The sequence below is a fragment of the Pseudomonas sp. JV414 genome, assembly GCF_032424305.1.
GTDB lineage: Bacteria > Pseudomonadota > Gammaproteobacteria > Pseudomonadales > Pseudomonadaceae > Aquipseudomonas > Aquipseudomonas lini.
The window spans coordinates 158,426-184,531 of sequence record NZ_VYKC01000011.1 but is presented as its reverse complement, the minus strand read 5'-3'; the positions used below and the strand labels follow the sequence as shown (position 1 = coordinate 184,531).

Below are 26,106 nucleotides of genomic sequence, written 5' to 3'. Positions count from 1 at the left end.
CTGATGCATCGCGTGGTCAATGCCCGGACGATTCCTTGTGATTGTCCAGCGTTTCCAGCAAGGCCACCTGCATCCGCGTATGCACGCGAATGAACCAGCGCCAGAGCAGCGCCGCCACCGCGGCCGCGACTATGACGATCAGCACCAGCAACTTGTTGGTCGGCAGAATACTGGCCGACAAGGCTGCCAGCAGCAGGAAAATCACTAACAGCGAGAGTATCGGGATCACTTCGGCGATCACCCGACGCACTCGCTGTGTGTGCCGGCCGGCCATTTCCGGCTTCACTCCCATCTCTGCCAGCAGCATCGACAGCGCCTTGAGCTTGCGATAGGCGGCGATCAGGAACGGCAGCGACAGCAGCAACGCCCCGCCCCAGATCAACGCTTTCTGCCAGCTCGGATCGCTGACCCAGGCTTGCAGGTAAACGGACATGCGCTCGGCGAAGAACGCGCCCGAGAGAAAGATCGCAATCACCAACGCCAGATTGACCCCTACCTGCAACAGAATCCGCCGAATCATCGACGCCAACAGTGCGCCCTCGCCCTGAGGCTGAATGCTGCGCAGCCATTCGCCATACATCCCCAGCACACGGCCCAGACGCTGCGGCATCACCGCTGCAAGCTTGATCGACAGCGGATCAGCCGCGCGAATCAGATACGGCGTCAACAGCGTGGTGATCACCGAGACGGCCACCGCCACCGGGTAGAGAAAGTTACTGGTGACCTGCAGCGTCATGCCCAGCGCCGCGATGATGAAAGAGAATTCGCCAATCTGTGACAGCCCCATCCCCACACGCAGTGAGGTGCGTCCGTCATTGCCGGCGATAAAAGCGCCGAGGCCGCAGGACAGCATCTTGCCCAACACCACGGCCACGGTGATCACCGCGATCGGCCAGGCATATTGCAGCAGGATCATCGGGTCGAGCATCAGGCCGATAGCGACGAAGAAAATCGCACTGAACAGGTCGCGAACCGGCTCGATCAACTGCTCGATCTTCAGCAGTTGCCGCGATTCAGCCATGATCGCGCCGATCAGGAACGCGCCGAGGACCATGCTGTATTCAAGCTTGACCACCAGCAGGCAGAAGCCGAAACACAGGCCCAGCACGGTGATCAGCAGCATCTCGTTGCTGTCGAATTTGGCCACATAGGCCAGCAGTCGGGGCACCAGCAGAATGCCAATAACCAGCGCGACAATCATGAACAGTGAAAGCTTGCCGACCGTGGAAAACACTTCACCGGAACTGACGGTGCCGCTGACCGCGATGCTCGACAGCAACGCGATGATGCCGATGCCGAGGATGTCTTCGACGATCAACACGCCGAAGATCAACTGCGCAAAACGCTCGTTCTTCATCTTCAGGTCGTTGAGCGCCTTGACGATGATGGTGGTCGAGGAAATCGCCAGGATCGCGCCGAGGAACAGCGAGTCCATGGTATTCCAGTCGAACCAGCGGCCGATTTCATAGCCGATCCAGATCATCAGGACGATTTCCAGGAAGGCAGCTATAAACGCCGTGGCGCCGACCTTGAACAGCTTGCGCAGGCTGAACTCCAGACCCAGGCAGAACATCAGGAAAATCACCCCGAGTTCGGCGAGGGTCTTGATGGTTGCTTCGTCATGGATCAGGCTGAACGGCGGCGTGTGCGGGCCGATGATGAAGCCGGCGACGATATAACCGAGTACCACCGGTTGCTTGAGACGATGAAAGAGCACGGTCACCACACCCGCGATCAACATGATCACTGCCAGATCCTGAATGAAACTGATGGCGTGCATGGCGTGTGGCTCCTTGGGGTGGGCTTTTGAAGGGTAACATCGCGACTTCCGGCGGGAAGACGGTGCAATATATGGAAACAGTCGATTCGGGCGTGACGGCGCCCCCCCGCCCGGCGTCCCGATAACTGATGGTTTGAAAAACCAAGCACCCACAGAGGTGCAACCCCGAAACTCTGCCTTGAACCCGTGAGTACGTTATGGAACCCGGAAACGCCCAGCTGTCGATGACGGTATTGATGACCCCCGACATGGCCAACTTCTCTGGCAATGTCCACGGCGGCACCCTGCTCAAATACCTCGATGAAGTGGCCTACGCCTGCGCCAGCCGCTATGCCGGCCGCTATGTGGTGACCCTGTCGGTGGATCAGGTGATCTTCCGCGAACCGATTCACGTCGGTGAACTGGTGACCTTTCTGGCCTCGGTCAACTACACCGGCAACACCTCGATGGAGGTGGGCATCAAGGTCGTGACCGAGAACATCCGCGAGCGCTCGGTGCGCCACACCAACAGCTGCTTCTTCACCATGGTCGCGGTGGATGACCAGCGCAAACCGGCTGCAGTCCCGCCGCTGCAACCGCAGAACAGTGAAGACAAGCGTCGGTACATGCAGGCGCAGCAGCGTCGGCAGATTCGCCAGGAACTGGAAAAGCGTTATCAGGACATCAAGGGCGACGCCTGAGGTGTTCGGTCTTTAGATTGCTTTCGCGGGCAAGCCTCGCTCCTACAGGTTCGAGTCGCACACATATTGTGTGATCAACCCGAACCTGTAGGAGCGAGGCTTGCCCGCGAAGCTTTTAAAGGCTAATCGCTGTTGCCTCGAACCGCACCCGCGGATGGGCGATCCGGTCCTGCGCCCGCACCAGTTCCAGCTCATAGCTGGCACAAGCCTGGGTTTCCAGCAGCACTTCATGCACCGCCGCCGCGGTGAATTCGAAGGCGCTCACCAGATTGTCACCCAGCAGCACGCGCGTCAGAAACAGCCCTGCAGTCAGGTCACCAACGCCGACCGGCTGACGCGGAAACGCCAGCAGCGGCCGACGCAGGTGCCAGCTGCCTTCGGCGGTCACCAGCAACATCTCGAAGCCCTCCGCCAGTTTGCCGGGATAGTCCAGATGCTTGACCAGCACCGCCTTTGGACCACGCGCCAGCAGCGCGCGCGCCATGGCCAGGCAATCGAACAAAGACTGCGCCTTGCGCCCCGAGAAGCTGTTCAGCTCCAACTGGTTCGGGCACATGAAGTCGGCCACCGCAGCCGCCTCTTCCAGCAGAAAATCGCTGACCTCGGCTGGAACGGTGCAGCCCTTCTCCGGATGGCCCATCACCGGGTCGCAGAGGTATAGCGCTTTGGGATTGATCGATTTGATTCGTTCCACGCCCGCGAGAATCGCCCGGCCCTGGGCCGCGCTGCCGAGATAGCCGGACAACACAGCATCGCAATTGCCCAGCTCACCGATCGCCGCGATGCCTTCCACCAATTCCGGAATCTGATGCGGGGCCAGCACTTCTCCGGCCCACTGGCCATATTGCGTGTGGTTGGAGAACTGCACGGTATTGAGCGGCCAGACGTTCACCCCGATCCGCTGCATCGGGAAAACCGCGGCGCTGTTGCCTGCGTGGCCGAACACCACGTGGGACTGGATGGCGAGCACATGGGGCGTACGTTTCATGCGGTGAGTTTTCCGTCAAACGATTGAAATTCGAGCCGCGCAGTATGCGACTAAACGCAGCCTGTACGACAGACCGGCGACGCAGTTAAGCTGGCACTATCTTGTTGGAGCACCCTGTTGATGCTGACCCTCGGAAATATCCTCGTGCTGATGCTGCTCGCCACTGGTGGTGCGTGGTTGTGGCACAACCACGGCTTGCGCGAACGCGCGCTGGAGCGGGTCATGCAGCATTGCACCAAGCTGCGGATCGAGCTGCTGGACGGCAACGTAGCCTTGAAGAAGATCGCTTTCATTAAAGACGCCAATGGCCGTCGGCGCCTGGCCCGTGTGTATAACTTCGAATTCACCGTGACCGGCGAAACCCGCCACACCGGCACCATCATCCAGTTCGGCGCCCATAGCGCACAGATCGAGCTCGCGCCCTACCCGATGCCGTTCGACGATACTCCGCCGGTGGTCGATATCGCGAAGCCCAGAGCTGAGGTGATTGAACTGAGTCAGTGGCGGCAAGAACACACGAAGTGGCGTCCATAAATCAAAAGATCGCAGCCTGCGGCAGCTCCTACATTGAGTTTTGCGTACACCCTGTAGGAGCTGCCGAAGGCTGCGATCTTTTGATCTTCAACCCGACCGGCAGTCGGCCAGATCTCTTTGCAGCGACTCAACCGCCTGCGCCTCACTGAAAATCAACTCAATACGCGAATCCCGACGCCATTCGCTGGGCTGCCAATCCAGTAACGAATTATCCAGCGCATTCGCCGATACCCACCCCTCGACACTGTGGATAACCAACTTCGCCCGCCGCCATTCAAGGCGCTCAAGCCATTTCCCGATCAGTACCGCATCGAATATCTGACTCGGATGCCACCGCCATCCAACGCTCCAGCCACCCTCCTGCGCCTGACTCAAGCAAATCGGCAGCGTGGGGTCAGTCCAAATGGCCGGCATCTGCGCCAATCCCTTGGGCATGACAAAGTTATCCACACCTCCGACAGCCTGAGCCCCGAGCCCCGGTAACTCGCTCAAGGGCAAGACGGCTTGCTGCGTCCAGTACAAAGGACGCATCGGCAACTGTGTGGCAATTCGCTGACGATCGCTGTCGTCGAGCCCTTCTGCCTTATTCAGCAACAGCAACCCTGCACTGTCCAACGCTTGCTGTTGCGCCTCAGGCAGCGGCTTTCCGGCCGCGAGCGCCTGGGCATCCAGCACCAACACGCACGGCTGCACCGCCAGGACGCCTTGCCACGGCGCCTCACTCAATTGCCGGAGCAGCTGCGCCGGATGCCCCAGGCCGGAGGGCTCGATGAACAGCCGACCCGGTCGAGCCTTGCGCAGCAACCGCCCGAGGCCGATCTGAAACGGTGCACCATTGACGCAACACAAACAGCCCCCGGCCACGTCCCCCAGTGCGATACCATCGGCGTCCTGGGTCAACAGCGCGGCATCCAGACCGATCTGGCCGAACTCGTTGATCAACACCGCCCAGCGCTCACCTGCTGGCCGTTGCGCCAGCAGGTGCTTGATCAGGCTGGTCTTGCCGGCACCCAGCGGGCCGGCAATGACGTGGGTGGGAATGTTCTGCAACATGGTCGAGGTTTTCTGAGGAGGTAAAGAATGCGGTTGATGGGATGGTCGTTGCTTCTGGCGCTCACATCGGGCGAAGCGCTGGCTCAGGCCTGCGTGGTGCACAGCACGGCTGAGCGGCTCGACGTGAAGGTTTGCCAGCAAAACCGCAGCATCCCGGAAAAACTGTTCGCCGATGGTTTCTGCCAGCCGAATCTACCCGGGCAGAAAGTCGAGGTGCAGTACGTCGACCAATGCCCCACCGGCGCGTTCGGGGTGTGCAGTAATGCTCAAGTCGCCAATATGCCTTACCGGCAGGATATTCACTATTACGGCGTGGCCACCGATGCGGCGTATTTAAAGCCGTTTTGCGAAGCCCAGAGCCAGGGAACCTGGCTCAAGCCTTGAGCCACTAACTCAGCCAGTCCAGGGTCAGAATCAAACGACGCTCGCCCGGCGCCAGCTGCGGCGAGCGGTGGATCAAACCGAAGCCTTCGTTGCCTTGCCACTTCTCCCCTTTAAGCAGCGCCACTTCGCCGCTGGTGATTTGCTGGATCAGCGAATCGTCCTGCGGCTCAGCCTCCGGTTTGCCTAACTGCCGCCGATCCATCGCCCCTTCTTTCAGCCATTGGCTGCCGATACCTGCGTAGGTGGTGATCAACCGCACCGGCACATGATCGACGTGGAAACGCGGGCACATGGCTTTGTCCAGAACCCGCAGGCGCAGGCCGATACGCTGGGCGCCCAACAGGCAGGCGAAAGCGCTGACCAGCCAGGAAACGTCAGCGATAAAGCCTTCGTAGCCTTCCAGGTCGCTGAAGCCTGAGGCTAAGCCGTGGAGATTGGGTTCGGCGTCATCGCCTGGCATTTCCAGGGACAGCGCCTCGGCCAGCGGCTCGTTCAGGGACAACAACAAACCACCGAAATCGGCAATGTGCGCCGGGAGTTGGCGTTGCCAGAGGGCAAGGTTCACGCCGTCGTCCAGAATTCCGGTCAGCGCTTTTGGCGTATCACCTTGAACCTGATAAATGACCGGTCGCAGCTTCAGACTGGGCGCTAACATCAAGCAGCCACCTCTTCGTGCCAAGGACCGAACGGATCGGGCAGTAACTGCCAGCCCTCGACACCCAAGGCCATTTCAGCATCCGTCAGCAGGCAGTTATCGAGTTCGACGGTGAGTTGCGCGAAATCGATGTTCTGGCCGATAAACACCAGCTCCTGACGGCAATCACCGGTGGCCGCCGTCCAGTTTTCCATGATCCCGGCGGTGCTTTCTTCGTCTTGTGGCCACTGGTTTTTCGGCACGAAACGCCACCAGCGTCCGGCAAAACCGTGGCGCATCAAGCCGCCGGCCTGGGACCAGCTACCAGCGTCCCGGTGTTTGCTGGCCAGCCAGAAGAAGCCTTTGGAGCGCAGCAATTTGCCGTTCACCCACGGACGATCGATGAAGCTGAAGAAGCGTTGCGGATGAAATGGTCGCCGCGCCCGATAAGCCGTGGAGGCGATGCCGTATTCCTCGGTTTCCGGCACGTGTTCACCGCGCAATTCCTGCAACCATCCTGGCGCCTGAGCAGCCTTTTCGAAGTCGAAGCGACCAGTGTTGAGGATTTTCTTGAGCGGCACTTCGCCCATGACCATCGGAATGATTTCCGCCTGGGAATTGAGCCGTTCGAGGATCGCGATCAACTCCTGGCGCTCGCTACTGCTGATCAAATCGATTTTGCTGATCAGAATCACGTCGGCGAATTCGATCTGCTCGATCAACAGGTCGGTGATTGAGCGTTCGTCCTCCTCTCCCAGGGTTTCGCCACGGGAAGCGAGGCTTTCGGCGGCCTGATAGTCGAGCAGGAAGTTCATGCCGTCGACCACGGTGACCATGGTGTCGAGCCGCGCAATGTCCGCCAGGCTCTGCCCTTCTTCATCGCGAAACGTGAAGGTTTCCGCCACGGGCAGAGGCTCGGAAATGCCCGTGGACTCGATCAACAGGTAATCGAAACGACCGTCCTTGGCGAGTTTGCTGACTTCTTCGAGCAAGTCTTCGCGCAAGGTGCAGCAAATACAGCCGTTGCTCATTTCCACGAGTTTTTCTTCGGCACGGTTCAGGCTGACATCGCGCTGAACTTCACTGCCATCAATATTGATCTCACTCATGTCGTTGACGATTACCGCGACCCGCAAATTATCGCGATTACGTAGTACGTAATTAAGAAGTGTACTTTTTCCGGCGCCGAGAAAGCCCGACAGGACGGTCACGGGGAGACGATTGGGCATCAGGTATTCCTCATCAGGATGTGGCCGGTCAAATCGCCCGTTGATGGCGTTCGCGCAGCTCTTCACGTTCTTTGGCTTCGATACACAGAGTGGCGGTGGGCCGCAGTAGCAGGCGCTTGAGGCCGATCGGCTCACCGGTTTCGCGACACCAGCCGTACTGGCCGCGAGCCAGGTGTTCGAGGGCTTCATCGATCTTGTCCAGCAGCTTCTTTTCCCGCTCCAGCAGGCGCAGTTGCCACTGGCGCTGTTCTTCGGCACTGCCGATGTCAGCGGGATCGCTGTGGGGTTCCTGCTCGCGCAACACGTCAAACTCACCGGCAATGCGCTCCTGCAACTCGCTGCGCTGAGCCAGTAGCAGGTCGCGAAAGAAGCCTTGCTGGGCGTCGTTCATGTAATCGGCGGCAGATTGAGCGAGGAGTTCTTGTTCAGTCATGGCGGTGGATCATCAGAGCGGGCGTACTTTTATGTTATAGTATAACAATGCAAATAAGCCACTCCCCTCTTGCTCGCCACGACAAAGGGCACGATGCTTGAGCCGTCCGCCCCCTTGAGAAATGCCATGGGAAACGCCCTGAGATTCTCGCTGTTGAGCCTTTCGTTGCTGATCGCGGTCGATGCCTGGGGACAAGTCCCGAGCCTGGCCAACTGCACCCGTAGCGCCAATCTGCTGGCCTGCGTGGATGCCGACGGCAATGCCTACAGCGTCAACACCGTCGGTAGCACGATCTACCTGCGCGGCTTCGAAGTGGCCGGCAAACGCCAATGGGCGCAAACCAACAGCCGCTATGGGCAACTGACGTTCTTCACGGGCATCGCGTCCGATGGCGAAGCCTGGGTCGGCTACAACCGCCGGGTTGGCTGGACAACCATCAATCGGTTTTCCAGCTCCGGCGGCAGCAGCGGCAAGTTCACGTGCAGCCGAATGACCGGCTGCTGAGTTACAAGCGAATGCCCTGTCGCATAAAGGTAAAAAGACACCCCGGGTCAAGGCAAGCGGAGGTAACGACTATAGGAAGAGTCGCACAACTATTCTTCTTTCCATATACTAAATTGATCAACTGCCATATATGCATAATCCGACCAAAAGTTAATTTCAAGCCGTGAAATATAAACGCCCTCTTCACTTCGTTCATATCTAACGAATTGGGCCTCATCGGTTTTCAACGGCAGTGCATTGATAAACTGTCCACCTTGATCAAAATATTTACATTCATATCCATGAGCGTTATATCCATGAAAAGCAAACTCAAAGCCTTTGATACGGGGATACCTGAACGTTACAATTAAATCCCCAGGTCCAAAATGACTATTATTGTCCGACAAGAGACCTTTTTTGTTAAACCCTTTTTCAGACCGAACTAGTCCAATACTTATCCCCAATGAGTTGCTTGGCGAGGTAGTGACAAATGTCATATGAGGAGTGACCAGCATTTCCCCCGTTTCATATTTCTTATCCTCTAGCGCGTCAAAATCCTCAACATATTTAATAGAACGCATATTCACACCTCAATATTCAATAAATTTAAATTATTTTTACCTTTGCTAGTTAAAGTGATAACTGACATGTCGTCTACTGTCAGTTCTTATAGGTAATCCATGAAAACAAAGACTTTCTGGCGATATCAGGTCTGTTTTTTATTATTTACTGACGCTTAAATAATCGAGTTTTTAATTCGGGCTCACGCCGATAGCTGCTTCTGTTCGTTCAGCCAAGCCAAATAACTATTAACCGGAGGATTCTTCTGGAAATACCGCTGCAACCCTTCGAACAAACCATCTGCCACGGCCTGCTGATGCCGCGCTGTCACCAGTCGCTGGCTGTCGCGGGCGTTCGAGATGAAGCCGGTTTCCACCAGAATCGACGGCACATCCGGCGACTTCAATACAGCGAATCCCGCTTGTTCCACGCGCTTCTGATGCAGCGTGGTGATGCCCGCGAGGCTGCCGAGCACCGTACTGCCCAACTGCAAACTGGCGGCGATGGTGGCGTTCATCGACATGTCGAGAATCACCCCGGCGAGCATCGGATCCTTGTCCTTGAGATTGAGCAGACTGGTGGCGCCCAGCAGGTCTGCACCGTTCTCCCGTTGCGCCATGAAGCGCGCCGTGGCCGAGGTCGCGCCGCCTTCGGACAGGCAGTACACCGACGCACCTGAAGCGGTGAGACGCGGCGCCGCGTCCGCATGGACCGAGATGAACATGTCGGCCTTGTGCTTGCGGGCGATCTCCACGCGCTTGCGCAGCGGGACGAAGAAGTCGTCGTTGCGCACCAGCTTCACGTCAAAGCCCTTCTCGCGCTTCAGCCGCTTGGCCAGCAGTTGGGCGATCGACAGCACCACGTCTTTTTCCCGCTCACCTTTGGCACCGACCGCGCCCGGGTCTTTGCCGCCGTGACCAGGGTCGACCACCACGATGATGTCGCGCTTGGGGTGAGCCTTATCGGTGACGGGTTCAGTTTTTTCCAACGGCACTGCCGCGATCTGTAGCGGCGCAGCGGTCTTCAGATCGAGCACCAATCGGTGCCCCTGCCCGTCCTGTGGCGCCAGCAGGAAACTGTTGAGCTGCACCGGGCCGCTGAGGTCGAGGACGATTCGCGTATCGCCCTGGCCGAAATGTCCGGAGCGGATTGCGCGAATCACCGTGTTGCTGAGTGCCAACTGACTGAAGTCGCCACTGAGATTGGCGCCGCTCAGATCGATGATCAGCCGTTCCGGAGCGCTCAGGGAAAACGTCTTGTATTGCACCGGTCCGCTCAGATCGAACACCAGTCGCAGCTTGTCGTCAGAACGCCACAGTCGTGCATTGCGAATTTGCGTGGCCGACGCGCAAAAGGGAAATGCGAAGGCCGCGCTGGCCAGAATCAGGTTGAGCAAGTGACGTCTGTGCATGGTGAAAGCCCGCTCACGAAAAAGGCATCGTCGATTTGATTGTTATAATATAACATGCCAAATCAACTCCCACGATGGACCTGCTCATGAATGCGCTGACTCTGCCGGATATCGCCGCGCAGGCCTCACGCCAAGCCCTGCCACTCGATTGGGTGGGCATGTGCGGCATTGCTCTTCCTGTTTTATTCGATGGCCAGCGACTGAGCGCAAAGGCCGACGCTGGCGTTAGCCTCGACGATGGAGAGGCGCGTGGTATCCATATGTCGCGGCTGTATCTGGCGCTGGAAATGCTTGAGCAGGAAAACCTTTCGCCCGCGTTGTTGCGGCGAGTTTTGCAGAATTTTCTCCAAAGCCATGAAGGACTTTCCCACAACGCGTTCCTAAAAATTCACACCGAACTATTGCTCAAAAGACCCGCGCTTATCAGTCCACTGGCCGGTTGGAAAACTTATCCGGTGAGCATCGAAGCCAGTTTGAAAAACACGATGTTCCACGTGGAACTAAAAATCGACGTTCCTTATTCCTCAACCTGCCCGTGCTCAGCAGCGCTTTCGCGGCAGTTGATTCAACAACAATTCGTTGATGACTTCGCCAATCGTTCATTGCAACACGCTGACGTTCTGGCTTGGCTCGGCTCTACGAAAGGCATCGTCGCCACGCCGCATAGCCAACGCAGCAATGCGCAATTGCAGCTGCGTCTGGACGACTACCTGGATGATCTGCCGCTGATCGCCGCGATCAACGATGCGGAAGCAGCCCTCGGCACCGCCGTGCAAACTGCCGTGAAACGCGCCGACGAACAAGCCTTCGCCCTCGCCAACGGCCAGAACCTGATGTTCTGCGAAGACGCCGCTCGACGCTTGAATCTGGCCCTGAAACGCTCCCCCGGCATCAACGCTTTTCACGTGCGAGTCGTTCACGCCGAAAGTCTTCACGCCCACGATGCCGTCGCCGAAAGCCGTTGGAATTGGGAGGCCGCATGATCCAATGCCAAGCCTTGCGCTGGGGCGCACCCGGTCAACCGCTCACTCCGTCGATGGATTTCCAATTACCCAAAGGAAGTCTGACCGCTGTCATCGGTGCCAACGGTTCGGGTAAAAGCAGTCTGCTGAAAGTCATCGCCGGTCTGCAAAAACCACTCGCCGGCAAAGTCATCATTGATGTTCCACGCAAAGGCGGCCTTTCGTTCCTGCCTCAGCAACAACACCTGGACCGGCAATTCCCCATCAGCCTGCAAGAGTTGGTGGCCGCAGGTTTCTGGGGCAACAAGCAAACTCCGGAAATTCGCAGCCAGCGCCTCAAGTCTGCGCTGGAAGACTGGTGCCTGACCGGCCTGGAACATCGCCCATTGATGGCCCTCTCCGGGGGCGAATTGCAGCGAGCCCTGCTCGCCCGGCTGAGCCTCGCCGAAGCCCCCTTGTTGTTGCTCGATGAACCCCACGCCGCGCTCGACGAACTCGGCCAGGCGCTGCTCTGGAAACACATCCACGCCTGGCATGCCGAAGACCGAACGCTGGTCGTGGTGTGTCATGACCTCGCCGCTGTACGCCAACACATCCCACAAGCCCTCTTGATCAAAAGCAGCGGATGCGTCCTCGGCTCCAGTACCGATCTGATTCGCCAACAACCCCAGACGCAGGTGGCTTGATGATCGCTGCCGCTCAGCTTTGGCAACCGTTCCACGAATTCGTATTCATGCGTCGGGCGTTGCTTGGGGGTCTCGTTCTGGCGTGCAGCACCGCTCCGCTTGGGGTGTTTCTGATCCTGCGGCGCATGAGCCTGATCGGTGATGCAGTGGCTCACGGCATCTTGCCGGGCGCCGCATTGGGCTTCTGGTTTGCCGGATTGAGTCTGCCCGCGCTGACCATCGGTGGCCTCGGTGCCGGCCTGAGCATGGCCGGATTGGCGGCCTGGATCACCCGCCGCACCGGCCTGCGGGAAGACGCGAGCCTGGCCGCGATCTACCCGATATCGCTGGCCAGCGGCGTGCTGATCCTCGGTATCGCGGGCAAACGTCTGGACCTGTTGCACCTGTTGTTTGGCTCGGCGCTCGCGGTCGACGGGCCTACTTTGACCGGCATGATTTGGGTCTCGGGCTTCAGCCTGATCGCCATGGCCCTCATCTACAAACCCCTGTTGCTGGACACCCTCGACCCGCTCTTTCTGCAAACCGTCAGCCGCCTCGGGCCACTGGCTCATGGGGTATTTCTGACCTTGGTGGTGCTGAACCTGGTGATCGGTTTCCAGGCCATCGGCGCCCTGATGGTGGTTGGTTTGATGATGTTGCCAGCTGCGGCTTCTCGCTTCTGGAGTCGTCGCTTGCCGGTGCTGATGGCCATCGCCGCGCTGCTCGGCTGCCTCTCGGTCTGGTTCGGCTTGTTGCTGTCGTTTTACTACTCACTGCCCAGCGGCCCGGCGATCGTGCTGGTGGCTGGCGCTTTGTATTTGCTGTCCGTGGTGTTCGGTCCGGTGCACGGTTTGCTGCGCCGCCCGCCTTTGCTCATATCCCAATGAGGTGTTACACGATGCGCGCTTTACTCGTGCTGTTCAGTTTGATGCTGTCGATGTCGCTGTCTGCCGCGGAAAAACTCCAGGTAGTCACCAGCTTCAGCATCCTCGCCGACATGACTCAACAGGTCGGCGGCGACCATATTCAGATCACCAACATGGTCGGGCCGGACGCCGATGCCCATACCTACGAGCCGACTCCGGACGATGCCAAGGCATTGCTCAAGGCCAGACTGATCATCAAAAACGGGCTAGGTTTCGAGCCATGGCTGGACCGTCTGGTGACCAGCACCGAGACCAAAGCTGCGGTCATCAGCGCCAGCCACGGTGTCATTCCACGCTCGCTGGATGAAGACGGCGAAACCATTCCCGACCCCCACGCCTGGCACAATCTGGCGAACACCGAGCTGTACATCAGCAACATCACCAAAGCGCTGATCGCCGCCGACCCTTCCAACAAAACCGACTACGAACACAACGGCCAAGCCTACCTGAAAAAGATCTACGCCTTGCTCGCCGAGGCCAAAGCCAAGCTCGGTTCGCTGCCGCCAGGTAATCGCAAAATCGTGACCTCCCATGACGCCTTCGGTTATCTCGGCCAGGCTTACGGCATCGACTTCATGGCACCTCAAGGACTGTCCACCGAACGTGAACCATCGGCCGCCGAAGTCGCTGCGCTGATCACGCAGATCCGTCAGGCCAAGGTCAAAGCGGTGTTCATGGAAAACATCAAGGACGCACGCCTGCTCAAGCAAATCGCCGATGAAAGCGGCGCGCATATCGGCGGCACGCTGTACTCCGATGCCCTCGCGGCAACCGGCCCGGCCAGTACGTTCGCCGGGTTGTTCGAATACAACCTCAACACCTTGTATGAGGCGTTGAGCAAGCCATGATCCGCAAGAATCCTTCAGGTGATCTGCCGTCGATTGCGGAGTCGGCGTATGTGGATAAAACCGCCATCATCTGCGGCAAAGTGGTGATTGGCGAGAACGTGTTCGTCGGTCCGTACGCGGTGATTCGCGCCGATGAAGTGGATGACTCAGGCGAGATGGAGCCAATCACCATCGGCGCCAATTCGAACATTCAGGACGGCGTGGTGATTCACTCCAAGTCCGGCGCGGCGGTGACAATCGGCGAATTCAGCTCCATCGCCCACCGCTCCATCGTGCATGGCCCCTGCACCGTCGGTAACCGAGTGTTCATCGGGTTCAACAGCGTGCTGTTCAACTGCGAAGTGGGCGACGGTTGCGTGGTGCGGCACAACTCGGTGGTCGACGGTCGTGACTTGCCTGAAGACTTCTACGTGCCCTCCACCACGCGCATCGGCCCCAACACTGACTTGTCGCAGTTCCCACCAGTTAGCGTCAGCGCTTCGGAGTTTTCCGAAGACGTGGCGCGCACCAACGTCGATCTGGTGCGGGGCTACAAAGCCCTGCAAAACGAGTTCTGACCATGAGCAGCGTGCTGATTCGCAATGCCCGGCTGGTCAATGAAGGTCGTGAGTTCGACGGTGATTTGCTGGTAAGCCACGGTCGCATCGTCAAGATCGCCAGCAGCATCGAAGGTGAAACGGCCACCGTGGAAATCGATGCCAACGGCCAATGGCTACTGCCGGGCATGATCGATGACCAAGTGCATTTCCGCGATCCAGGAGCGCCAGACAAGGGCAGCTTCCATACCGAGTCTCGAGCGGCGGTGGCCGGCGGCATCACCAGCTTCATGGACATGCCCAACACCTCCCCGGCCACCCTGACCCTCGCCGCGCTGGCCGACAAGAAGCGTCGAGCGGCGACGAGTTCAGTGGCCAATTACGGTTTTCATTTCGGCGTGAGCAACGACAATCTCGACACGGTTGCCGCGCTCAATCCTTGCGAGGTGGCCGGGGTCAAAGTGTTCATGGGCGCCTCCACCGGCAACATGCTGGTGGACGATCCACGGATTCTCGAGCGACTCTTCGCCGAGGTGCCGACCATTTTGTTGGCTCACTGCGAACACACGCCGAGCATTGAGGCCAATGCCGCGAACCTGCGAGAGCTGTTCGGCGAGCACCTTCCGCCAGCCGCTCACCCGCTGATCCGCAACGCCGAAGCGTGCTTTCGTTCCTCCTCTATGGCCGTTGATCTGGCCAAACGACACGGCACCCGGTTGCACGTTTTGCATCTGACTACCGCGTGCGAACTGGCGCTGTTCGAAGACAGACTGCCGGCACAGAAACACATCACTGCCGAGGTTTGTCTGCACCACTTGCTGTTCGACGATCGCGACTACCCGAGCCTCGGCAACCTGATCAAGTGCAACCCGGCGATCAAGACCCAGGCCGACCGCGATGCGTTGCGCAAAGCATTGTTGAGCAATCGACTGGATGTGATCGGCAGTGATCACGCGCCTCATACCTGGGCCGAAAAACAGCGCCCCTACAGCCAGGCGCCGTCCGGTTTGCCGTTGGTGCAACACGCCCTGCCCGCGCTGCTGGAACTGGTGGCCGATAAAGTTTTGCCGATCACCACCCTTGTGGCCAAAACCAGTCACCGGGTCGCCGATCTGTTTGCCATTCCTGACCGCGGCTACCTGCGCGAAGGTTACTGGGCCGACCTGGTGTTGATCAAACCCGAGCCCGATGGCCTTGCCGTTTCCCAGCAGCCGATCCTTTCGCAATGCGGCTGGACGCCCTTCACCCACCATCGTTTTCGCCACAGCGTCACCACCACGGTCGTGTCGGGGCAAATTGCCTGGCACGACCAACGTCTAAATGACAGCTGCCAGGGTTTAGCCCTACGGTTTATGCGCTAGCGCGCGTTATCGAAAAACATTCGAGAACACCGATCATGATCCACATCACCCTGCCCGATGGTTCATTGCGTGAGTACGATCAGCCGCTGACTGTGTATGAAGTCGCTGCAACTATCAGTCTCGGGTTGGCCAACGCGGCGGTGGCCGGTCGGGTCGACGGCGTGTTGGTGGACTGTGGATTCCTGATCGAGGGCGATGCCCGGGTCAGTATCGTCACGCCCCAGGAACCCGATGGCCTGGAGATCCTTCGCCGTTCCTGCACGCTGATGCTGGCCATGGCCGTCAAACAGCTCCATCCGAATGCACAGTTGCGAGCCGGATCGTCACTGGGTGATGGTTTCTTTTATGAGTTTGCTTTCCAGCGCTCTTTAACCCTGGCCGAGCTGCCCCTGATTGAAGCGCGCATGCGTGCACTGGCGGCGACCAACCATTCGATCCGCCAGGAAACAGCTCTCCAGGGGACGTCAACCGAACGGTTATCGCTGTATCGCTTGGGGGATTTTGAAAGTTTTGCCACAGGCCCGCATGTTCCCACCACCAAGGTGTTGCAGGCCTTCGCGCTGGATCATATTGGCGGCACCTCTGAGCAACGGATCTACGGCACGTGCTGGTCCAGCCAACAGGAGCTGGACACCTGGCGAGCGCCGCCGCAGGTGATGGTCCTGAACATTGATGAACGTCAGAGCGCTTATGCGCACTCGGTGACCCAGGCACTGCGCCGCCGCGAACTGCGGGCCAACTCGGATCTGCGTAACGAGAAAATCAGTCACAAGATTCGCCAGCACAGCCAGAAAGTGCCGTATCTGTTGGTGGTGGGAGAGAAGGAAAAGGAAGGCGGGTTTGTCAGTATGCGCAGCGGCAGTGGAGAGGACTTTGGGGAGAAAGGGATTGAGGCGGTGTGTGAATTGTTGAATCCGTCCAAGACTGGAGGTGCCTGAGCGGACGCCATCGCGGGCAAGCCCGCTCCCACAAGGTCAAGTGTGATCCCTGTGGGAGCGGGCTTGCCCGCGAAGCTTTTAAGCTCTGGGTTTAACAGTCCCGCAATTCTGACCCAACCACACAGCGCGAGTATCGAGGCTACCTTTCTGCTGAATGCCGGTGGCGTTAAAGGTGCCGTTGACCTTGGTGGTGAACTCACGATCACTGAGGAACGTGGCGACACCCGCACCTTGCGCTTTCGGACAGCTGAAACGGAATTTCCACTGGTTGCCGGTGCGTTCGGTGATTTCCTGCTTGCAGCCCGATTGTGGGTCCGTCAGTGGAATGTTGTCGGTCTTCACCTGCTCAGGCGTCAGGCACGCCCGAATCCCTTTACCACCCATGGTGATACCCTGCTTTTCCAGCATGGCGCGCTGTTCAGGGGTCATCTGACTCTGTATCTGGCCGAGGATCAATTGCAGATCGGGCAGGTTTTGGTCATCGACCTTCATGTTGCTTGAAGTCATTTCCCACAAGCCCGGTTGCAACATCTGCGCCTGAGCAGCCACAGGAAGTGTCAAACCAAACGCAATGGCCAAACCCAGCAGACGAACGTTCATCGAGTTACTCCTGATCATTAGTGGCCGTTAGACGTCAGCCACGGGCTTCGGTTCATGGGCCAATTAAATAGCGACATTCTGCCCGGAACATGGTCTGTTAAGCATTGAATCTTCAGGAGCAAGGCTGCCCCATGGATTATTTTGGACCGCATGTTTTCGGTTATCTGATCGCAATGCTGCACACGTTGGGTTCGATTGCCGCCATCCATGCCGTATTGACCGTTCGGACCGCTCAGGGCTCGATCGCCTGGGCTCTGTCACTGCTGTTCATTCCCTACCTCACGCTTATCCCTTATCTGGTCTTCGGCCGCAGCACCTTCGATGGCTACATCAAGGCCCGGCGGCAAGCCAACGAGGAAATGCGCAAGGCAATCTCCGAGCTGAACTGGCGCCCCTGGGTAGAAGAGGCACTGGCTGCTCGCGCCTCCAGCGCCTACGCGTCTTTGAGGGCTATGCCGAAACTGGGACGCATGCCTTGTCTGGCGAATAACGAAGTGCGCTTGCTGATCGATGGCCAAGCCACCTTCGATGGGATTTTCGACGCCATCAGCAACGCCCGGCAAGCGGTACTGATCCAGTTTTTCATCATCCACGACGACCGCCTCGGCCAACGCCTGCACAGCCTGCTGATGAAGAAAGCAGCAGAGGGCGTGGCGATTTACTTGCTCTACGACCGCATCGGCAGCCACTCCCTGCCCCACGGTTACGTGCAGCCGTTGCGCGATGCCGGTATTGAGGTCAAAGCCTTCGCCACCCGCAGCGGTTGGCTCAACCGCTTTCAGGTCAATTTCCGCAACCACCGCAAGATCGTCGTGGTCGACGGGATTGTCGGTTTTGTCGGCGGGCTCAATGTCGGTGACGAATACATGGGCGAAAAACCACCCTTGGCACCCTGGCGCGACACCCACGTGCAAGTGCGCGGACCGGTGGTGGCCTGCATGCAGGAATCCTTTGCCGAAGACTGGTTCTGGGCGGCCCGTTCGCTACCGCCGTTGATCCTGCCGGAGGTTTATCCGGATGACGGCGTGCTCTGCCAATTGCTGGCCACCGGCCCGGCGGATTCCTACGAAACCTGTTCGCTATTCTTCGTCGAAGCCATCCATGCGGCGACGGAACGGGTGTGGATCACCACCCCTTATTTCATCCCCGATGAAGCGGTGTTCGCCGCGTTACGACTGGCAGTGTTGCGTGGTGTGGATGTACGGATTTTGTTGCCAGCGCGGGCGGATCACCGGATCGTCTACGCCGCTTCCAGCCTTTACGCCTTCGAAGCGGTACGTGCAGGCGTGCGCTTGTTCCGTTACCAGCCGGGGTTCATGCATCAGAAAGTGGTGTTGATCGACAGCGAAATCAGCGCCATCGGCAGCGCCAATCTGGACAACCGTTCGTTCCGGCTGAATTTCGAAGTGATGTTGCTGACGGTCGACAGCGTATTTGCCGCCGAAGTGGAACAGATGCTCAACGATGACTTCGCCCAGGCTCACGAGATCGCCAAAGAAGAAGGCCGGGAGACCCACCGCCTGCAACAGATCGGCATGCGGATCGCCCGGCTTATTTCACCGATTCTTTAAGGGTTGTAAATGTCATCGCGGGTCCATGGCAGTTCATGGCTGCCATCGGGATGGGCTTTCACCGCGAGGATTTGATGCAGGTTGATCCAGCCTCTGGCGAAGGCATAGGCGCACCCCGCCAGGTACAACCGCCAGATGCGTAGAGCCTGTTCTGGCACCAGTTTGCCGGCAGCTTCCAGATTGTCTTCCAGGCGTTCGCTCCAGTGGTCCAGGGTTCGCGCGTAATGCAGACGCAGACTCTCGACATCGATGATCTCCAGCCCCGCTTCGCTGATCTCGGCCGAGATCATCGCCAAGTGCGGCAGCTCGCCGTTGGGGAACACGTACTTCTCGATGAATTCACCGGCGCCGCGCCCAACCGGCCGACCGTCGGTGTGCTTGGCGGTGATCCCATGGTTCATCACCAGACCGCCCTCTTTCACCGCACCGAACAAGATTTTGCAGTACTCGGCCAGATTGGCGTGGCCGACGTGTTCGAACATGCCGACGCTGACCACCTTGTCGAAGCGCCCGTCCTGAGGCAAATCGCGGTAGTCGAGCAGTTGCAATTCGATCTGATCCTCCAGGCCTTCGGCTTTCACCCGTTCACGGGCCAGCGCCAATTGCTCCTTACTGAGCGTTATCCCGAACACCTTCGCGCCGAACTCACGAGCCGCATACCGCGCCAACCCGCCCCAGCCGCAACCGACATCCAGCAGATACTCGCCTGGTTGCAACCGCAGCTTGCGGCACAGGTGGCGAAACTTGGCTTGTTGAGCTTGCTCGAGGGTTTCACTGCCGGTTTCGAAATAGGCGCAGGAATACGCCATGTCGCTGTCGAGCCACAGTTGATAAAACGCGTTGGAGAGGTCGTAGTGATAGGAGATGGCTTGGGCGTCGGTTTCCTTGTCGTGAACCGAGCGCTCCGGTTGCGCATCTTCGTCTTCGTTGATTAGTGCCTGACTCCATTCATCGCAGACACGAATCACATCGCTGATGGAGCCTTCCAGCTCCAGCTTGCCTTCGACAAATGCCGCCCCCAGCGCATGAAGGCTGGGATGGGTGAACTGGGTAACCATGTGGGGGTCTTTGACCACAATGGTGACGCTGGGCGTCGGCCCCAGATTGAACTCATGGCCGTCCCAGAGTCGCAAGCGAAGCGGTAATTGCAGATTCTGTAAGGCCGGTGGAAGTTGCGCGAGCATGAAAAGCCCCCCTTTTTCAGACGACAAATCTGAGGGTAGACCATCCTTGAAAAATAGCAGGCTATCGAATTAATAGCCTTTTTCTATTCCCGTATTGCTTCCAACAGTGAAGCCAGCCGGCGGGCGACCGTTGAAAATGATCGCCTTACCCTAGATGACTACAAATCCGGCACACAGTTCTGAAAAGTTGTAGACGCTCACACCTCATCCTTAAGCTTGAGTAGGGGTTCCTGAAAGCGTAGCAAACGCCCGGCATTACCGAGCACCAATAACGTGCTCAAGTTGTGCAAGAGGGCGGCAATCATCGCTCCTGCCGCGCCGAGCCAGCCGAATGCGGCGAACGCGACGATGGCCAGGGTCCAGCCCAAACCGATGATCACGTTGACCTGCAAGGTCTGGCGGCATTGGCGACTCAAGCGCACACAGGTTCCCAGCCGGCGCAGGTCGCTGCCGATCAGTACGATATCGGCCGAGGCCAGCGCGATGTCCGCACCGCCCGCCCCCATGGCCACGCCGACCACACCGGCCTTGAGCGCCAGGGAATCGTTGATGCCGTCTCCCACCACCATCGGCCGGAATCCGCTGCCGATTTCTTTCAGCACACGATTGAGTTTGTCCTCGGGCAAGGCCTGGGCTTCGACATCGCTGATGCCCACATCCCGGGCCAGCGTATGCGCAACGCTCTGCCGATCCCCGGTGAGCAACAACTGACGACCCAAACCCAGTTCACGCAATTCGCTCAGGGCAAACCGCGCCTCGGGTTTGACGCTGTCAGCGAGCAACAACCAGGCGAGAAATTCACCGTTGAGTGCCAATCCGGCAATCGGGCCGTCGTGTTCGGGCACAGCTGATGTGTTGATGCCCAATTGCGCGAACAGCTCAGGACGACCGAGGGCCGCCTCGCCCTGCTCGGTCATCGCCACTACACCCAGCCCCTGACGCTCATGAATGTCAGAGAGCAGCAGAAAGTGTTCCTGAGTGACCAACCCGGCCAAAGCGCGGCTGACGGGGTGGCTGCTGGCGGAACCGAGGCTGGCGGCAAGCTTCAGTACCTGACTGCGATCTTGCAGTGGACTGTCGATGGATTGCAGGCGCAAGGTGCCGAACGTCAGGGTTCCGGTCTTGTCGACCACCAACGACGTCAGGTCAGCCAACTCTTCAAGGAACGCCGAGCTGCGAATCAGAATCCCGTGCCGAGCCGCCACCGCCACCCCGGCAATGGCCGTGGCCGGTGCCGACAACACCAGCGCGCAAGGGCAAGCCGCTACCAATACTGCGAGCATTGCTTGCGCATCATTGGTAACGAACCAGGTCACGGCGGCCAGCAGCAACACCAACACCATGTAGCTGCCGGCATAGCGTTCGAGCAATCGCGTGATTGGCGGCTTGGAACGTTCCGCGCTTTGCATCAACGCGATGACTTTGCCCAGGGTCGATTCGTTACCGGTGCGGGTCACTTCAATGCGCAGCAGGCCATCAAGATTGATCGCCCCTCCGAACACCGGCATGCCCACGCCGGCTTCTATCGGCACCGACTCACCGGTAATCGAGGCGGTGTCGAGGCTTGCCTGACCGGACAACACCCGGCCATCCGCCGGCACTCGATCACCGGCACGCACCTCCACGAGGTCACCGGCCTTGAGTGTGCCGTTGTCGACTTCAACGACGGAACCGTCAACCTGAATCTTGCGTGCATGGCTGCGAGTCAGTTTGCCAAGGGCATGAATCGCTTCTTGGGAACCGATGACGCTGCGCTCTTCCAGCACGTGACCGAAGATCATGATGATCGGCAGCAGCGCCGCCGTGAGCAGATCGCCTGTGGCCCAGGCGCCGAGCATGGCCAAGGCAATCAACTGATCGGTGATCCCGTGCAAGCTCGGATAACGCAGGCTGTACCACGCCGAGCGCATGACCGGCACGGCCACCAGCAAGGACGCGAAACCCAGCAGCAATTGGCTGACACCGGTCTGCTCCGGCGACAACCAACGCCAGATAAGGCCTAGCGCAAGCAACCCCAGTGCAAGCATGGCCAGAGTCAACTGGCGCGCGGCGCTACGTTGTTCAGCCGAGGACAACATGCTCGGCGCGGCGGCGGTTTGGGCAATCATTGCGCAGCTCCCTGAATGATCAGGCGGGAATCGTCTTTTGGATCAACCGTGGTCACCGAGCCGGCCTGCCCGAGAATCTTCGGCATCCGTTCACGGTAAATACGCAGCAGCATTTGCGGGTCGGTGCCCTGCTGTTGCGCCTTGGCCAAACTCAGCACCGTGGCGGTGTCGGCAGAGGCTTTGGCCAGGCGTTCGCTGGCTTGGGCGTGAGCCACTTGCAGCGTGCGGTCGGCTTGTTCGTTGGCGGACTGAGTCAGTTTCTCGGCTTCAGTGCGCGCATTGGCCACGGCTTTGTCGGCCTGCTGGCTGGCGGTTAATACTGCGTTGAACGCGTTCACCGCCGGGCCGGGCAGACTCGATTGCACATCGACCCGCGTCACTTCAATGCCCACCCCCCGCCCGGTCGCCGTCAGTTCGGCCAAGCGCTGATTGATGCCCCGCACCAGATCGCCGCGTAGACGTTCGCGGCGCTCAGCGGCCTGACTGTCGGCACCGATCAGTTCCGGTCGAGCCACCAGAATGGTGTCCAGATCTCGTGCGGCGGTGAGCGCCACAGCACTGCGCGTCACCAGCCGATCCAGTGCCGGCAGCACATGCTCACCCTGAAGGACGAAGGCATAAGGTTCGGTGACTTTGTAAAACACCCGCACATCCAGCTGCACGACGCCCGCATCACCGGTCAACAAATAACCGGAGCCGGCGAGCGCATCGCTGATGGGCGTGGCGAAACTCGCCACACGATCCGCCTGCAATGCAGCATCGGTGCGCAGCAGATTTTCCACCCGACGCTCGATCACCCGATCCGCTGCCGGCAACAAGATTACCTGCTCGAACGGGCGCGGCCATGCCAACAGCAAACCGGCATTTTGAATGCGATCCAGTGCGCCGAAGTGCAGCACCACGGCACGATTTTGCGGGTCGATTTGCCGCACATTGGAGAATGCCCATGCCAAAGCAGCTAGCACAGTTACGGCGTACAGCGCCAAAAAAGCCAAGCGCCCGGCCTGAATCCAGGGGCTGCTCAACTCATGTGTTCCACGTGGAACTAAACTCATGGCTGCGACCCGGACTTGTTATCGAGCGTCGGCGGGCCGTCAACCAACACCCGAAACGGCGCGGCATCGGTGCGTAAAATCAGTTTGGTGCCTGGCGTGACGATGGTGCCCAAGGTGTCGAGAGAGCGCAGCAAGTTGTAGAGCTGCGGCGAACCGGCGTAGGCACGGCCGTAAATCTGCGCGGCTTCGACGCGGGATTGAGCTTCGATGTCCGCAGCTTTCACCGTCGCATCGGCTTGCACGATTCGCGCATCACGCTCGGCTGCAGAGCGAATTTGCGCGGCTTCACGCTTGCCGATGGCCGTGCGTTCAGTGGCGATGGTTTCACGCTCGGCGCGCATACGATCAACCGTCGCGGTGAGCGTCACCGACGGCAACGTCAAACGCTCGATGCCGACTTGCAGCACTCGCACACCATAAGTGGTGAGCAACTGTTGATCGATCTGCTGACGCAGTTGCGCTTCAAAATCGGCGATGCGTACCTGATTGGCATCGGTGTTCACCAGGTTAGCCAGATCGAAACTGCTGGCGGTGGTTTCCAGCGCCGAGCCGACAAAGGTGCGGATCTGCCGCGCCGCTTCGTCCGGCTGGTTCTGTACGGCGCGCATAAAGCGTTGCACGTTGTCCGGATCACCCTGCACCTGCCAGGCCACGTAAGCTTGCACGATGATGCGCAGACCATCGCGCGTGCCCACATCCTGCAAACCGCTGGAGGTGGTGCGCAGCCGCAGATCCACCGGAATCGCCGCCTCGAACGGTGCCGGCCAGCGCCAGCCAAGACCGGGTTCCAGCAACACCCGCGATGGATTGCCGAAGCGAGTGATGACCGTGGCCTCGCCCGAACGCACTTGCACCAGGCTCGCCGCCGCAATGGCAAACGCCACCAGCAGCGCCGCCCAACCCATTCGCCGCCACGGGAAAGGGCCCGCTTCGTGTGGGTCGCCGTGGTGATGATGGTGATGGCCGTGGTGATGCCCGCCATGGCCGTGATCGTGGCCGGCGTGATCATCGTGATCGCGATTGTGTGTAGGCGTCGGCTGGCTCAATGGACGGCTCCTGGCTGAGCGGAATTACGCGGCGGCGCAGGGTCAGCCGGCAGCGTGAATGTACGTAGGTCGATGGTTGGCGCATTGCTGTTGCCGCCCAGACGATGGTCGAGAACCAGCAGCTTGGCGTTGGTCAAACCTTGGGTCAGTTGACTGAGGTATTGCTCCAGCACGAAGGCCTGGCCGGCGCTGGAATAAGCCTTTCGCTCGGCGGCAAATTTCAGGTCGGCGGCCTGAGCGGTCGAGTTGATTTCATGAGCACTGGCCGTGGCTTGATCGTGAGCGATGCTGGCTTGCAACTGTGCTTGGTTGGTCGCCTCCGCCGCAGCGCCGCGCTCACGGGAAATCAATGCCTGAGCACCAATCTGCGCCGCTTGCACGCCGTGATAAGCGTTGGCCGCCCCCGCTGGCGGGTGAATGGCCTCAACCACCGTGGCGAGAATTTCCACGCCGCTATCGAGTTTTTGCAGGTCAGCCTGCACGGCGCGACCGATCTCTTCGGCGAGCCCTACCCTGTCCTCGCCGAGCAAACCATCGAGGGTTCGCGAGGCGAAATCGTGAACCAGAATCCGGCTGGCGGTGCTGCGGATCAACGTTGGCACATCGGCGCTGTTGTAGGTCGCGGCCAGCGCCGCCTGATCACTCAGGCCGATGCGATAGACGAAGCGCACGTCCATATTGACGATCTGGAAGCTCTGCTTGTCGGCGCGACTGCTGGCGATGACTTGGGATTTGTCGTTCACATGGCTGGCGTCCCACAAGCGATTGGCAATCGCCGGTGCCGGGCCTTCGGCTGGTTCGGCCTCGACCGGTGCCGACGTTTCGCCCACGCTGGTGGCCAACTCGTGGACCACGCCGTTCTCGACGCTCAGCACGCGGCCCAGTGGCCACGGCAAACCGGCGTGCAAACCGGGACCGAAAACTTCCACCGGTTTGCCAAAGCGCTCATAGATACCTCGGCCTTGCAGCGCAATTTCGTGAATGCCGGTGAGCGACCAACCGACGATAGCCACCACCGCCAGCACCGGCAAAAACGCCCGGCGCATGTAAGTAAAGGCCCAGATTTGTCGCAGGTCGATACCGAAGCGGTTGTGCAATTCGTGCTGCAATGCGAGCAAAGGTTGCGGCGGCCAACGCAGCATGTCGGCGACGAAGCTTCGCGCCAGCAAGGCCGGCTCCAGTTGTTCACGACGAGGACTGAACAGCGACAACACGGCCCGTAGCAGTAACTCGACGGCGACCAGCCCCGGCAGCAAGCCGATCAGCACCGCCAGACGTACCGGCCAGACCGATGTTTCGCTGCCGAACAGCAAACACAGGGCGCTGAGCACCAGGCAAATAATCGCGACCCGCGTCAGCTGCGCCAACGGCCCTGCTTCGGGCCACTGGGCGACGTTTTCCTGCGCCAGTTGCCGCTCCAGCACCAGCAAACCGAAAGCCAGCAGCAACGACAGCGTGGCGCCGACACTGGCCGACAACCCCAACGCAGCGGGCGGCAAGGCCAGGTTCCAGACTTGCTCGATGCAGTACATCGTCAATAACGCCCAGCCGGCAAGCCAAAGCGTCGGGGCACCAATCTGCCCCAGCAAGCGCAACCAACGCTGACTGAGCCGGTCCAGCAACCGCTCGTACCAGCCTTCGGCGGCAACGACTTCTTCAGCGACAGCCACCGGCACTAACACGACCGGATTCATCGCCCGTGCGCGCCACTGCGTTACCCACCAGGCCGATTGCAGGCCGGCGACCATGACCAGCAAACCGGCGCTCTGATTAACCAGCAATGCCGGCCAAAGCGACTGCCGCGCAAACAGCCCGACAAAAAACGCCAGCACCAGTCCTGCGCCAGCCAAGGCCCCTAAACCGATCGCGAATTGCCGCAATCGCCGTCCTTGAATGACCGCCTGCTGAAAGCGCGGCAGCCCTGCTATCTGTGCCCCATCGCCATCGAGATCGACTTGCATACCACCCCAGCCATCGCTCACATCACAATTCGTTACGATATAACGAAAGTGGTGAAATATTCGTCGTAAATCGCTCTATCTAAAAACCCTGAACCTGTCGCCAAGCTGAAGCCTTGACCGAAATGGCTCGAAACGCACATATTACGTTCGTAATTTTTATCGAAGGCTACTTTTA

General features: G+C 59.3%; 26 protein-coding genes. 12 read left to right on the top strand and 14 right to left on the bottom strand.

All coding sequences use genetic code 11. The annotated features are described in order from the left end of the window. Window positions 1-16: 16 nt before the first annotated feature. Window positions 17-1,780, bottom strand: a complete 1,764-nt coding sequence (locus tag F6R97_RS14695) for a cation:proton antiporter (protein ID WP_038980527.1) — start codon at window positions 1,778-1,780, stop codon at window positions 17-19. Between the two features lie 197 nt (window positions 1,781-1,977). Here F6R97_RS14695 and F6R97_RS14690 point away from each other — a divergent pair, with 197 nt between their 5' ends. Next, entirely contained in the window at window positions 1,978-2,460 is a 483-nt protein-coding gene (locus F6R97_RS14690) for an acyl-CoA thioesterase (protein ID WP_007896533.1), read from the top strand. A gap of 115 nt (window positions 2,461-2,575) precedes the next feature. On the opposite strand, the gene pdxY is transcribed toward F6R97_RS14690, so the two are convergent. After that, the gene (gene pdxY / locus F6R97_RS14685) at window positions 2,576-3,448 is read right to left on the bottom strand and encodes a pyridoxal kinase PdxY (RefSeq protein ID WP_038980525.1); all 873 of its coding nucleotides are present in this window, start codon (window positions 3,446-3,448) and stop codon (window positions 2,576-2,578) included. A 120-nt stretch (window positions 3,449-3,568) separates the two neighbouring features. Between pdxY and F6R97_RS14680 the strand changes: the two genes are divergently transcribed. Further along, window positions 3,569-3,982, top strand: coding sequence for a DUF3301 domain-containing protein (locus F6R97_RS14680; RefSeq protein WP_038980524.1), 414 nt, complete (start codon window positions 3,569-3,571; stop codon window positions 3,980-3,982). Between the two features lie 87 nt (window positions 3,983-4,069). On the opposite strand, the gene F6R97_RS14675 is transcribed toward F6R97_RS14680, so the two are convergent. Then, window positions 4,070-5,035, bottom strand: coding sequence for a CobW family GTP-binding protein (locus tag F6R97_RS14675; RefSeq protein ID WP_048397431.1), 966 nt, complete (start codon window positions 5,033-5,035; stop codon window positions 4,070-4,072). A gap of 27 nt (window positions 5,036-5,062) precedes the next feature. Between F6R97_RS14675 and F6R97_RS14670 the strand changes: the two genes are divergently transcribed. Further along, window positions 5,063-5,419 (top strand): hypothetical protein, encoded by a 357-nt coding sequence (locus F6R97_RS14670; protein WP_038980522.1) that lies wholly within the window; start codon window positions 5,063-5,065, stop codon window positions 5,417-5,419. Window positions 5,420-5,423: 4 nt separating this feature from the next. Here F6R97_RS14670 and F6R97_RS14665 read toward each other — a convergent pair whose 3' ends face one another. The 3 genes from F6R97_RS14665 to dksA are packed head-to-tail and all read right to left on the bottom strand — an operon-like array spanning window position 5,424 to window position 7,715. Continuing rightward, a complete protein-coding gene (locus F6R97_RS14665; RefSeq protein WP_048397426.1) occupies window positions 5,424-6,074 on the bottom strand; it encodes a DUF1826 domain-containing protein in 651 nt (216 codons plus the stop codon). Continuing rightward, window positions 6,074-7,282: a zinc metallochaperone GTPase ZigA gene (zigA, locus tag F6R97_RS14660; protein WP_315866736.1), complete on the bottom strand. Its 1,209-nt coding sequence runs from the start codon at window positions 7,280-7,282 to the stop codon at window positions 6,074-6,076. The genes F6R97_RS14665 and zigA overlap by 1 nt, the downstream gene beginning before the upstream one ends. A 28-nt stretch (window positions 7,283-7,310) precedes the next feature. Further along, the gene (gene dksA / locus F6R97_RS14655) at window positions 7,311-7,715 is read right to left on the bottom strand and encodes an RNA polymerase-binding protein DksA (RefSeq protein WP_315866735.1); all 405 of its coding nucleotides are present in this window, start codon (window positions 7,713-7,715) and stop codon (window positions 7,311-7,313) included. Between the two features lie 126 nt (window positions 7,716-7,841). On the opposite strand from dksA, the gene F6R97_RS14650 reads away from it, so the two are divergent. Then, window positions 7,842-8,219: a hypothetical protein gene (locus tag F6R97_RS14650; RefSeq protein ID WP_048397420.1), complete on the top strand. Its 378-nt coding sequence runs from the start codon at window positions 7,842-7,844 to the stop codon at window positions 8,217-8,219. An 89-nt stretch (window positions 8,220-8,308) separates the two neighbouring features. Here F6R97_RS14650 and F6R97_RS14645 read toward each other — a convergent pair whose 3' ends face one another. Further along, window positions 8,309-8,779: a hypothetical protein gene (locus F6R97_RS14645; protein ID WP_048397419.1), complete on the bottom strand. Its 471-nt coding sequence runs from the start codon at window positions 8,777-8,779 to the stop codon at window positions 8,309-8,311. A gap of 182 nt (window positions 8,780-8,961) precedes the next feature. After that, complete coding sequence (locus F6R97_RS14640; RefSeq protein ID WP_315866734.1) at window positions 8,962-10,170, bottom strand: N-acetylmuramoyl-L-alanine amidase; 1,209 nt, start codon at window positions 10,168-10,170, stop codon at window positions 8,962-8,964. Between the two features lie 86 nt (window positions 10,171-10,256). Between F6R97_RS14640 and folE2 the strand changes: the two genes are divergently transcribed. The 7 genes from folE2 to F6R97_RS14605 are packed head-to-tail and all read left to right on the top strand — an operon-like array spanning window position 10,257 to window position 16,406. After that, window positions 10,257-11,153, top strand: a complete 897-nt coding sequence (gene folE2 / locus F6R97_RS14635; protein ID WP_048397416.1) for a GTP cyclohydrolase FolE2 — start codon at window positions 10,257-10,259, stop codon at window positions 11,151-11,153. Further along, a complete protein-coding gene (locus F6R97_RS14630; protein WP_315866733.1) occupies window positions 11,150-11,818 on the top strand; it encodes a metal ABC transporter ATP-binding protein in 669 nt (222 codons plus the stop codon). The genes folE2 and F6R97_RS14630 overlap by 4 nt, the downstream gene beginning before the upstream one ends. Beyond that, window positions 11,818-12,684, top strand: coding sequence for a metal ABC transporter permease (locus F6R97_RS14625; RefSeq protein WP_315866732.1), 867 nt, complete (start codon window positions 11,818-11,820; stop codon window positions 12,682-12,684). Before F6R97_RS14630 ends, F6R97_RS14625 begins: the two co-directional genes overlap by 1 nt. Before the next feature lie 11 nt (window positions 12,685-12,695). After that, window positions 12,696-13,571 carry a metal ABC transporter substrate-binding protein gene (locus F6R97_RS14620; RefSeq protein WP_048397411.1) on the top strand — a complete coding sequence of 292 codons (876 nt, stop codon included), beginning with the start codon at window positions 12,696-12,698 and terminating at the stop codon, window positions 13,569-13,571. Then, window positions 13,568-14,128: a DapH/DapD/GlmU-related protein gene (locus tag F6R97_RS14615; RefSeq protein WP_052966054.1), complete on the top strand. Its 561-nt coding sequence runs from the start codon at window positions 13,568-13,570 to the stop codon at window positions 14,126-14,128. Before F6R97_RS14620 ends, F6R97_RS14615 begins: the two co-directional genes overlap by 4 nt. 2 nt (window positions 14,129-14,130) lie before the next feature. Further along, window positions 14,131-15,468, top strand: a complete 1,338-nt coding sequence (locus tag F6R97_RS14610; RefSeq protein WP_315866731.1) for a dihydroorotase — start codon at window positions 14,131-14,133, stop codon at window positions 15,466-15,468. 35 nt (window positions 15,469-15,503) lie between these two features. Beyond that, window positions 15,504-16,406, top strand: coding sequence for a His/Gly/Thr/Pro-type tRNA ligase C-terminal domain-containing protein (locus F6R97_RS14605; protein WP_050681713.1), 903 nt, complete (start codon window positions 15,504-15,506; stop codon window positions 16,404-16,406). A 78-nt stretch (window positions 16,407-16,484) separates the two neighbouring features. Here F6R97_RS14605 and F6R97_RS14600 read toward each other — a convergent pair whose 3' ends face one another. Next, the gene (locus F6R97_RS14600; RefSeq protein ID WP_038980487.1) at window positions 16,485-17,006 is read right to left on the bottom strand and encodes a DUF3617 domain-containing protein; all 522 of its coding nucleotides are present in this window, start codon (window positions 17,004-17,006) and stop codon (window positions 16,485-16,487) included. Window positions 17,007-17,137: 131 nt separating this feature from the next. Here F6R97_RS14600 and cls point away from each other — a divergent pair, with 131 nt between their 5' ends. Continuing rightward, the gene (gene cls, locus F6R97_RS14595; RefSeq protein WP_038980485.1) at window positions 17,138-18,577 is read left to right on the top strand and encodes a cardiolipin synthase; all 1,440 of its coding nucleotides are present in this window, start codon (window positions 17,138-17,140) and stop codon (window positions 18,575-18,577) included. Here the strand turns inward: cls and cfaB are convergent. The 5 genes from cfaB to hflK form a co-directional block, all read right to left on the bottom strand. Beyond that, window positions 18,574-19,761: a C17 cyclopropane fatty acid synthase CfaB gene (gene cfaB / locus F6R97_RS14590; RefSeq protein WP_038980482.1), complete on the bottom strand. Its 1,188-nt coding sequence runs from the start codon at window positions 19,759-19,761 to the stop codon at window positions 18,574-18,576. The two genes, cls and cfaB, sit on opposite strands and share 4 nt — an antisense overlap. Window positions 19,762-19,958: 197 nt before the next feature. Further along, window positions 19,959-21,869, bottom strand: coding sequence for a cation-translocating P-type ATPase (locus tag F6R97_RS14585; protein WP_315866730.1), 1,911 nt, complete (start codon window positions 21,867-21,869; stop codon window positions 19,959-19,961). Next, window positions 21,866-22,924, bottom strand: a complete 1,059-nt coding sequence (locus F6R97_RS14580; protein ID WP_315866729.1) for a protease modulator HflK — start codon at window positions 22,922-22,924, stop codon at window positions 21,866-21,868. The genes F6R97_RS14585 and F6R97_RS14580 overlap by 4 nt, the downstream gene beginning before the upstream one ends. After that, window positions 22,921-23,970: a protease modulator HflC gene (gene hflC, locus F6R97_RS14575; protein ID WP_038980476.1), complete on the bottom strand. Its 1,050-nt coding sequence runs from the start codon at window positions 23,968-23,970 to the stop codon at window positions 22,921-22,923. The genes F6R97_RS14580 and hflC overlap by 4 nt, the downstream gene beginning before the upstream one ends. Continuing rightward, entirely contained in the window at window positions 23,967-25,931 is a 1,965-nt protein-coding gene (gene hflK, locus F6R97_RS14570; protein WP_038983565.1) for a protease modulator HflK, read from the bottom strand. The genes hflC and hflK overlap by 4 nt, the downstream gene beginning before the upstream one ends. Window positions 25,932-26,106 lie beyond the last annotated feature (175 nt).

What these genes read in the sequence shown, in the direction of transcription:
- F6R97_RS14695 (WP_038980527.1), bottom strand. Translation starts at nt 1,780, where the DNA reads ATGCACGCCATCAGTTTCATTCAGGATCTGGCAGTGATCATGTTGATC.
- F6R97_RS14690 (WP_007896533.1), top strand. Translation starts at nt 1,978, where the DNA reads ATGGAACCCGGAAACGCCCAGCTGTCGATGACGGTATTGATGACCCCC.
- pdxY (WP_038980525.1), bottom strand. Translation starts at nt 3,448, where the DNA reads ATGAAACGTACGCCCCATGTGCTCGCCATCCAGTCCCACGTGGTGTTC.
- F6R97_RS14680 (WP_038980524.1), top strand. Translation starts at nt 3,569, where the DNA reads ATGCTGACCCTCGGAAATATCCTCGTGCTGATGCTGCTCGCCACTGGT.
- F6R97_RS14675 (WP_048397431.1), bottom strand. Translation starts at nt 5,035, where the DNA reads ATGTTGCAGAACATTCCCACCCACGTCATTGCCGGCCCGCTGGGTGCC.
- F6R97_RS14670 (WP_038980522.1), top strand. Translation starts at nt 5,063, where the DNA reads ATGCGGTTGATGGGATGGTCGTTGCTTCTGGCGCTCACATCGGGCGAA.
- F6R97_RS14665 (WP_048397426.1), bottom strand. Translation starts at nt 6,074, where the DNA reads ATGTTAGCGCCCAGTCTGAAGCTGCGACCGGTCATTTATCAGGTTCAA.
- zigA (WP_315866736.1), bottom strand. Translation starts at nt 7,282, where the DNA reads ATGCCCAATCGTCTCCCCGTGACCGTCCTGTCGGGCTTTCTCGGCGCC.
- dksA (WP_315866735.1), bottom strand. Translation starts at nt 7,715, where the DNA reads ATGACTGAACAAGAACTCCTCGCTCAATCTGCCGCCGATTACATGAAC.
- F6R97_RS14650 (WP_048397420.1), top strand. Translation starts at nt 7,842, where the DNA reads ATGGGAAACGCCCTGAGATTCTCGCTGTTGAGCCTTTCGTTGCTGATC.
- F6R97_RS14645 (WP_048397419.1), bottom strand. Translation starts at nt 8,779, where the DNA reads ATGCGTTCTATTAAATATGTTGAGGATTTTGACGCGCTAGAGGATAAG.
- F6R97_RS14640 (WP_315866734.1), bottom strand. Translation starts at nt 10,170, where the DNA reads ATGCACAGACGTCACTTGCTCAACCTGATTCTGGCCAGCGCGGCCTTC.
- folE2 (WP_048397416.1), top strand. Translation starts at nt 10,257, where the DNA reads ATGAATGCGCTGACTCTGCCGGATATCGCCGCGCAGGCCTCACGCCAA.
- F6R97_RS14630 (WP_315866733.1), top strand. Translation starts at nt 11,150, where the DNA reads ATGATCCAATGCCAAGCCTTGCGCTGGGGCGCACCCGGTCAACCGCTC.
- F6R97_RS14625 (WP_315866732.1), top strand. Translation starts at nt 11,818, where the DNA reads ATGATCGCTGCCGCTCAGCTTTGGCAACCGTTCCACGAATTCGTATTC.
- F6R97_RS14620 (WP_048397411.1), top strand. Translation starts at nt 12,696, where the DNA reads ATGCGCGCTTTACTCGTGCTGTTCAGTTTGATGCTGTCGATGTCGCTG.
- F6R97_RS14615 (WP_052966054.1), top strand. Translation starts at nt 13,568, where the DNA reads ATGATCCGCAAGAATCCTTCAGGTGATCTGCCGTCGATTGCGGAGTCG.
- F6R97_RS14610 (WP_315866731.1), top strand. Translation starts at nt 14,131, where the DNA reads ATGAGCAGCGTGCTGATTCGCAATGCCCGGCTGGTCAATGAAGGTCGT.
- F6R97_RS14605 (WP_050681713.1), top strand. Translation starts at nt 15,504, where the DNA reads ATGATCCACATCACCCTGCCCGATGGTTCATTGCGTGAGTACGATCAG.
- F6R97_RS14600 (WP_038980487.1), bottom strand. Translation starts at nt 17,006, where the DNA reads ATGAACGTTCGTCTGCTGGGTTTGGCCATTGCGTTTGGTTTGACACTT.
- cls (WP_038980485.1), top strand. Translation starts at nt 17,138, where the DNA reads ATGGATTATTTTGGACCGCATGTTTTCGGTTATCTGATCGCAATGCTG.
- cfaB (WP_038980482.1), bottom strand. Translation starts at nt 19,761, where the DNA reads ATGCTCGCGCAACTTCCACCGGCCTTACAGAATCTGCAATTACCGCTT.
- F6R97_RS14585 (WP_315866730.1), bottom strand. Translation starts at nt 21,869, where the DNA reads ATGATTGCCCAAACCGCCGCCGCGCCGAGCATGTTGTCCTCGGCTGAA.
- F6R97_RS14580 (WP_315866729.1), bottom strand. Translation starts at nt 22,924, where the DNA reads ATGAGTTTAGTTCCACGTGGAACACATGAGTTGAGCAGCCCCTGGATT.
- hflK (WP_038983565.1), bottom strand. Translation starts at nt 25,931, where the DNA reads ATGCAAGTCGATCTCGATGGCGATGGGGCACAGATAGCAGGGCTGCCG.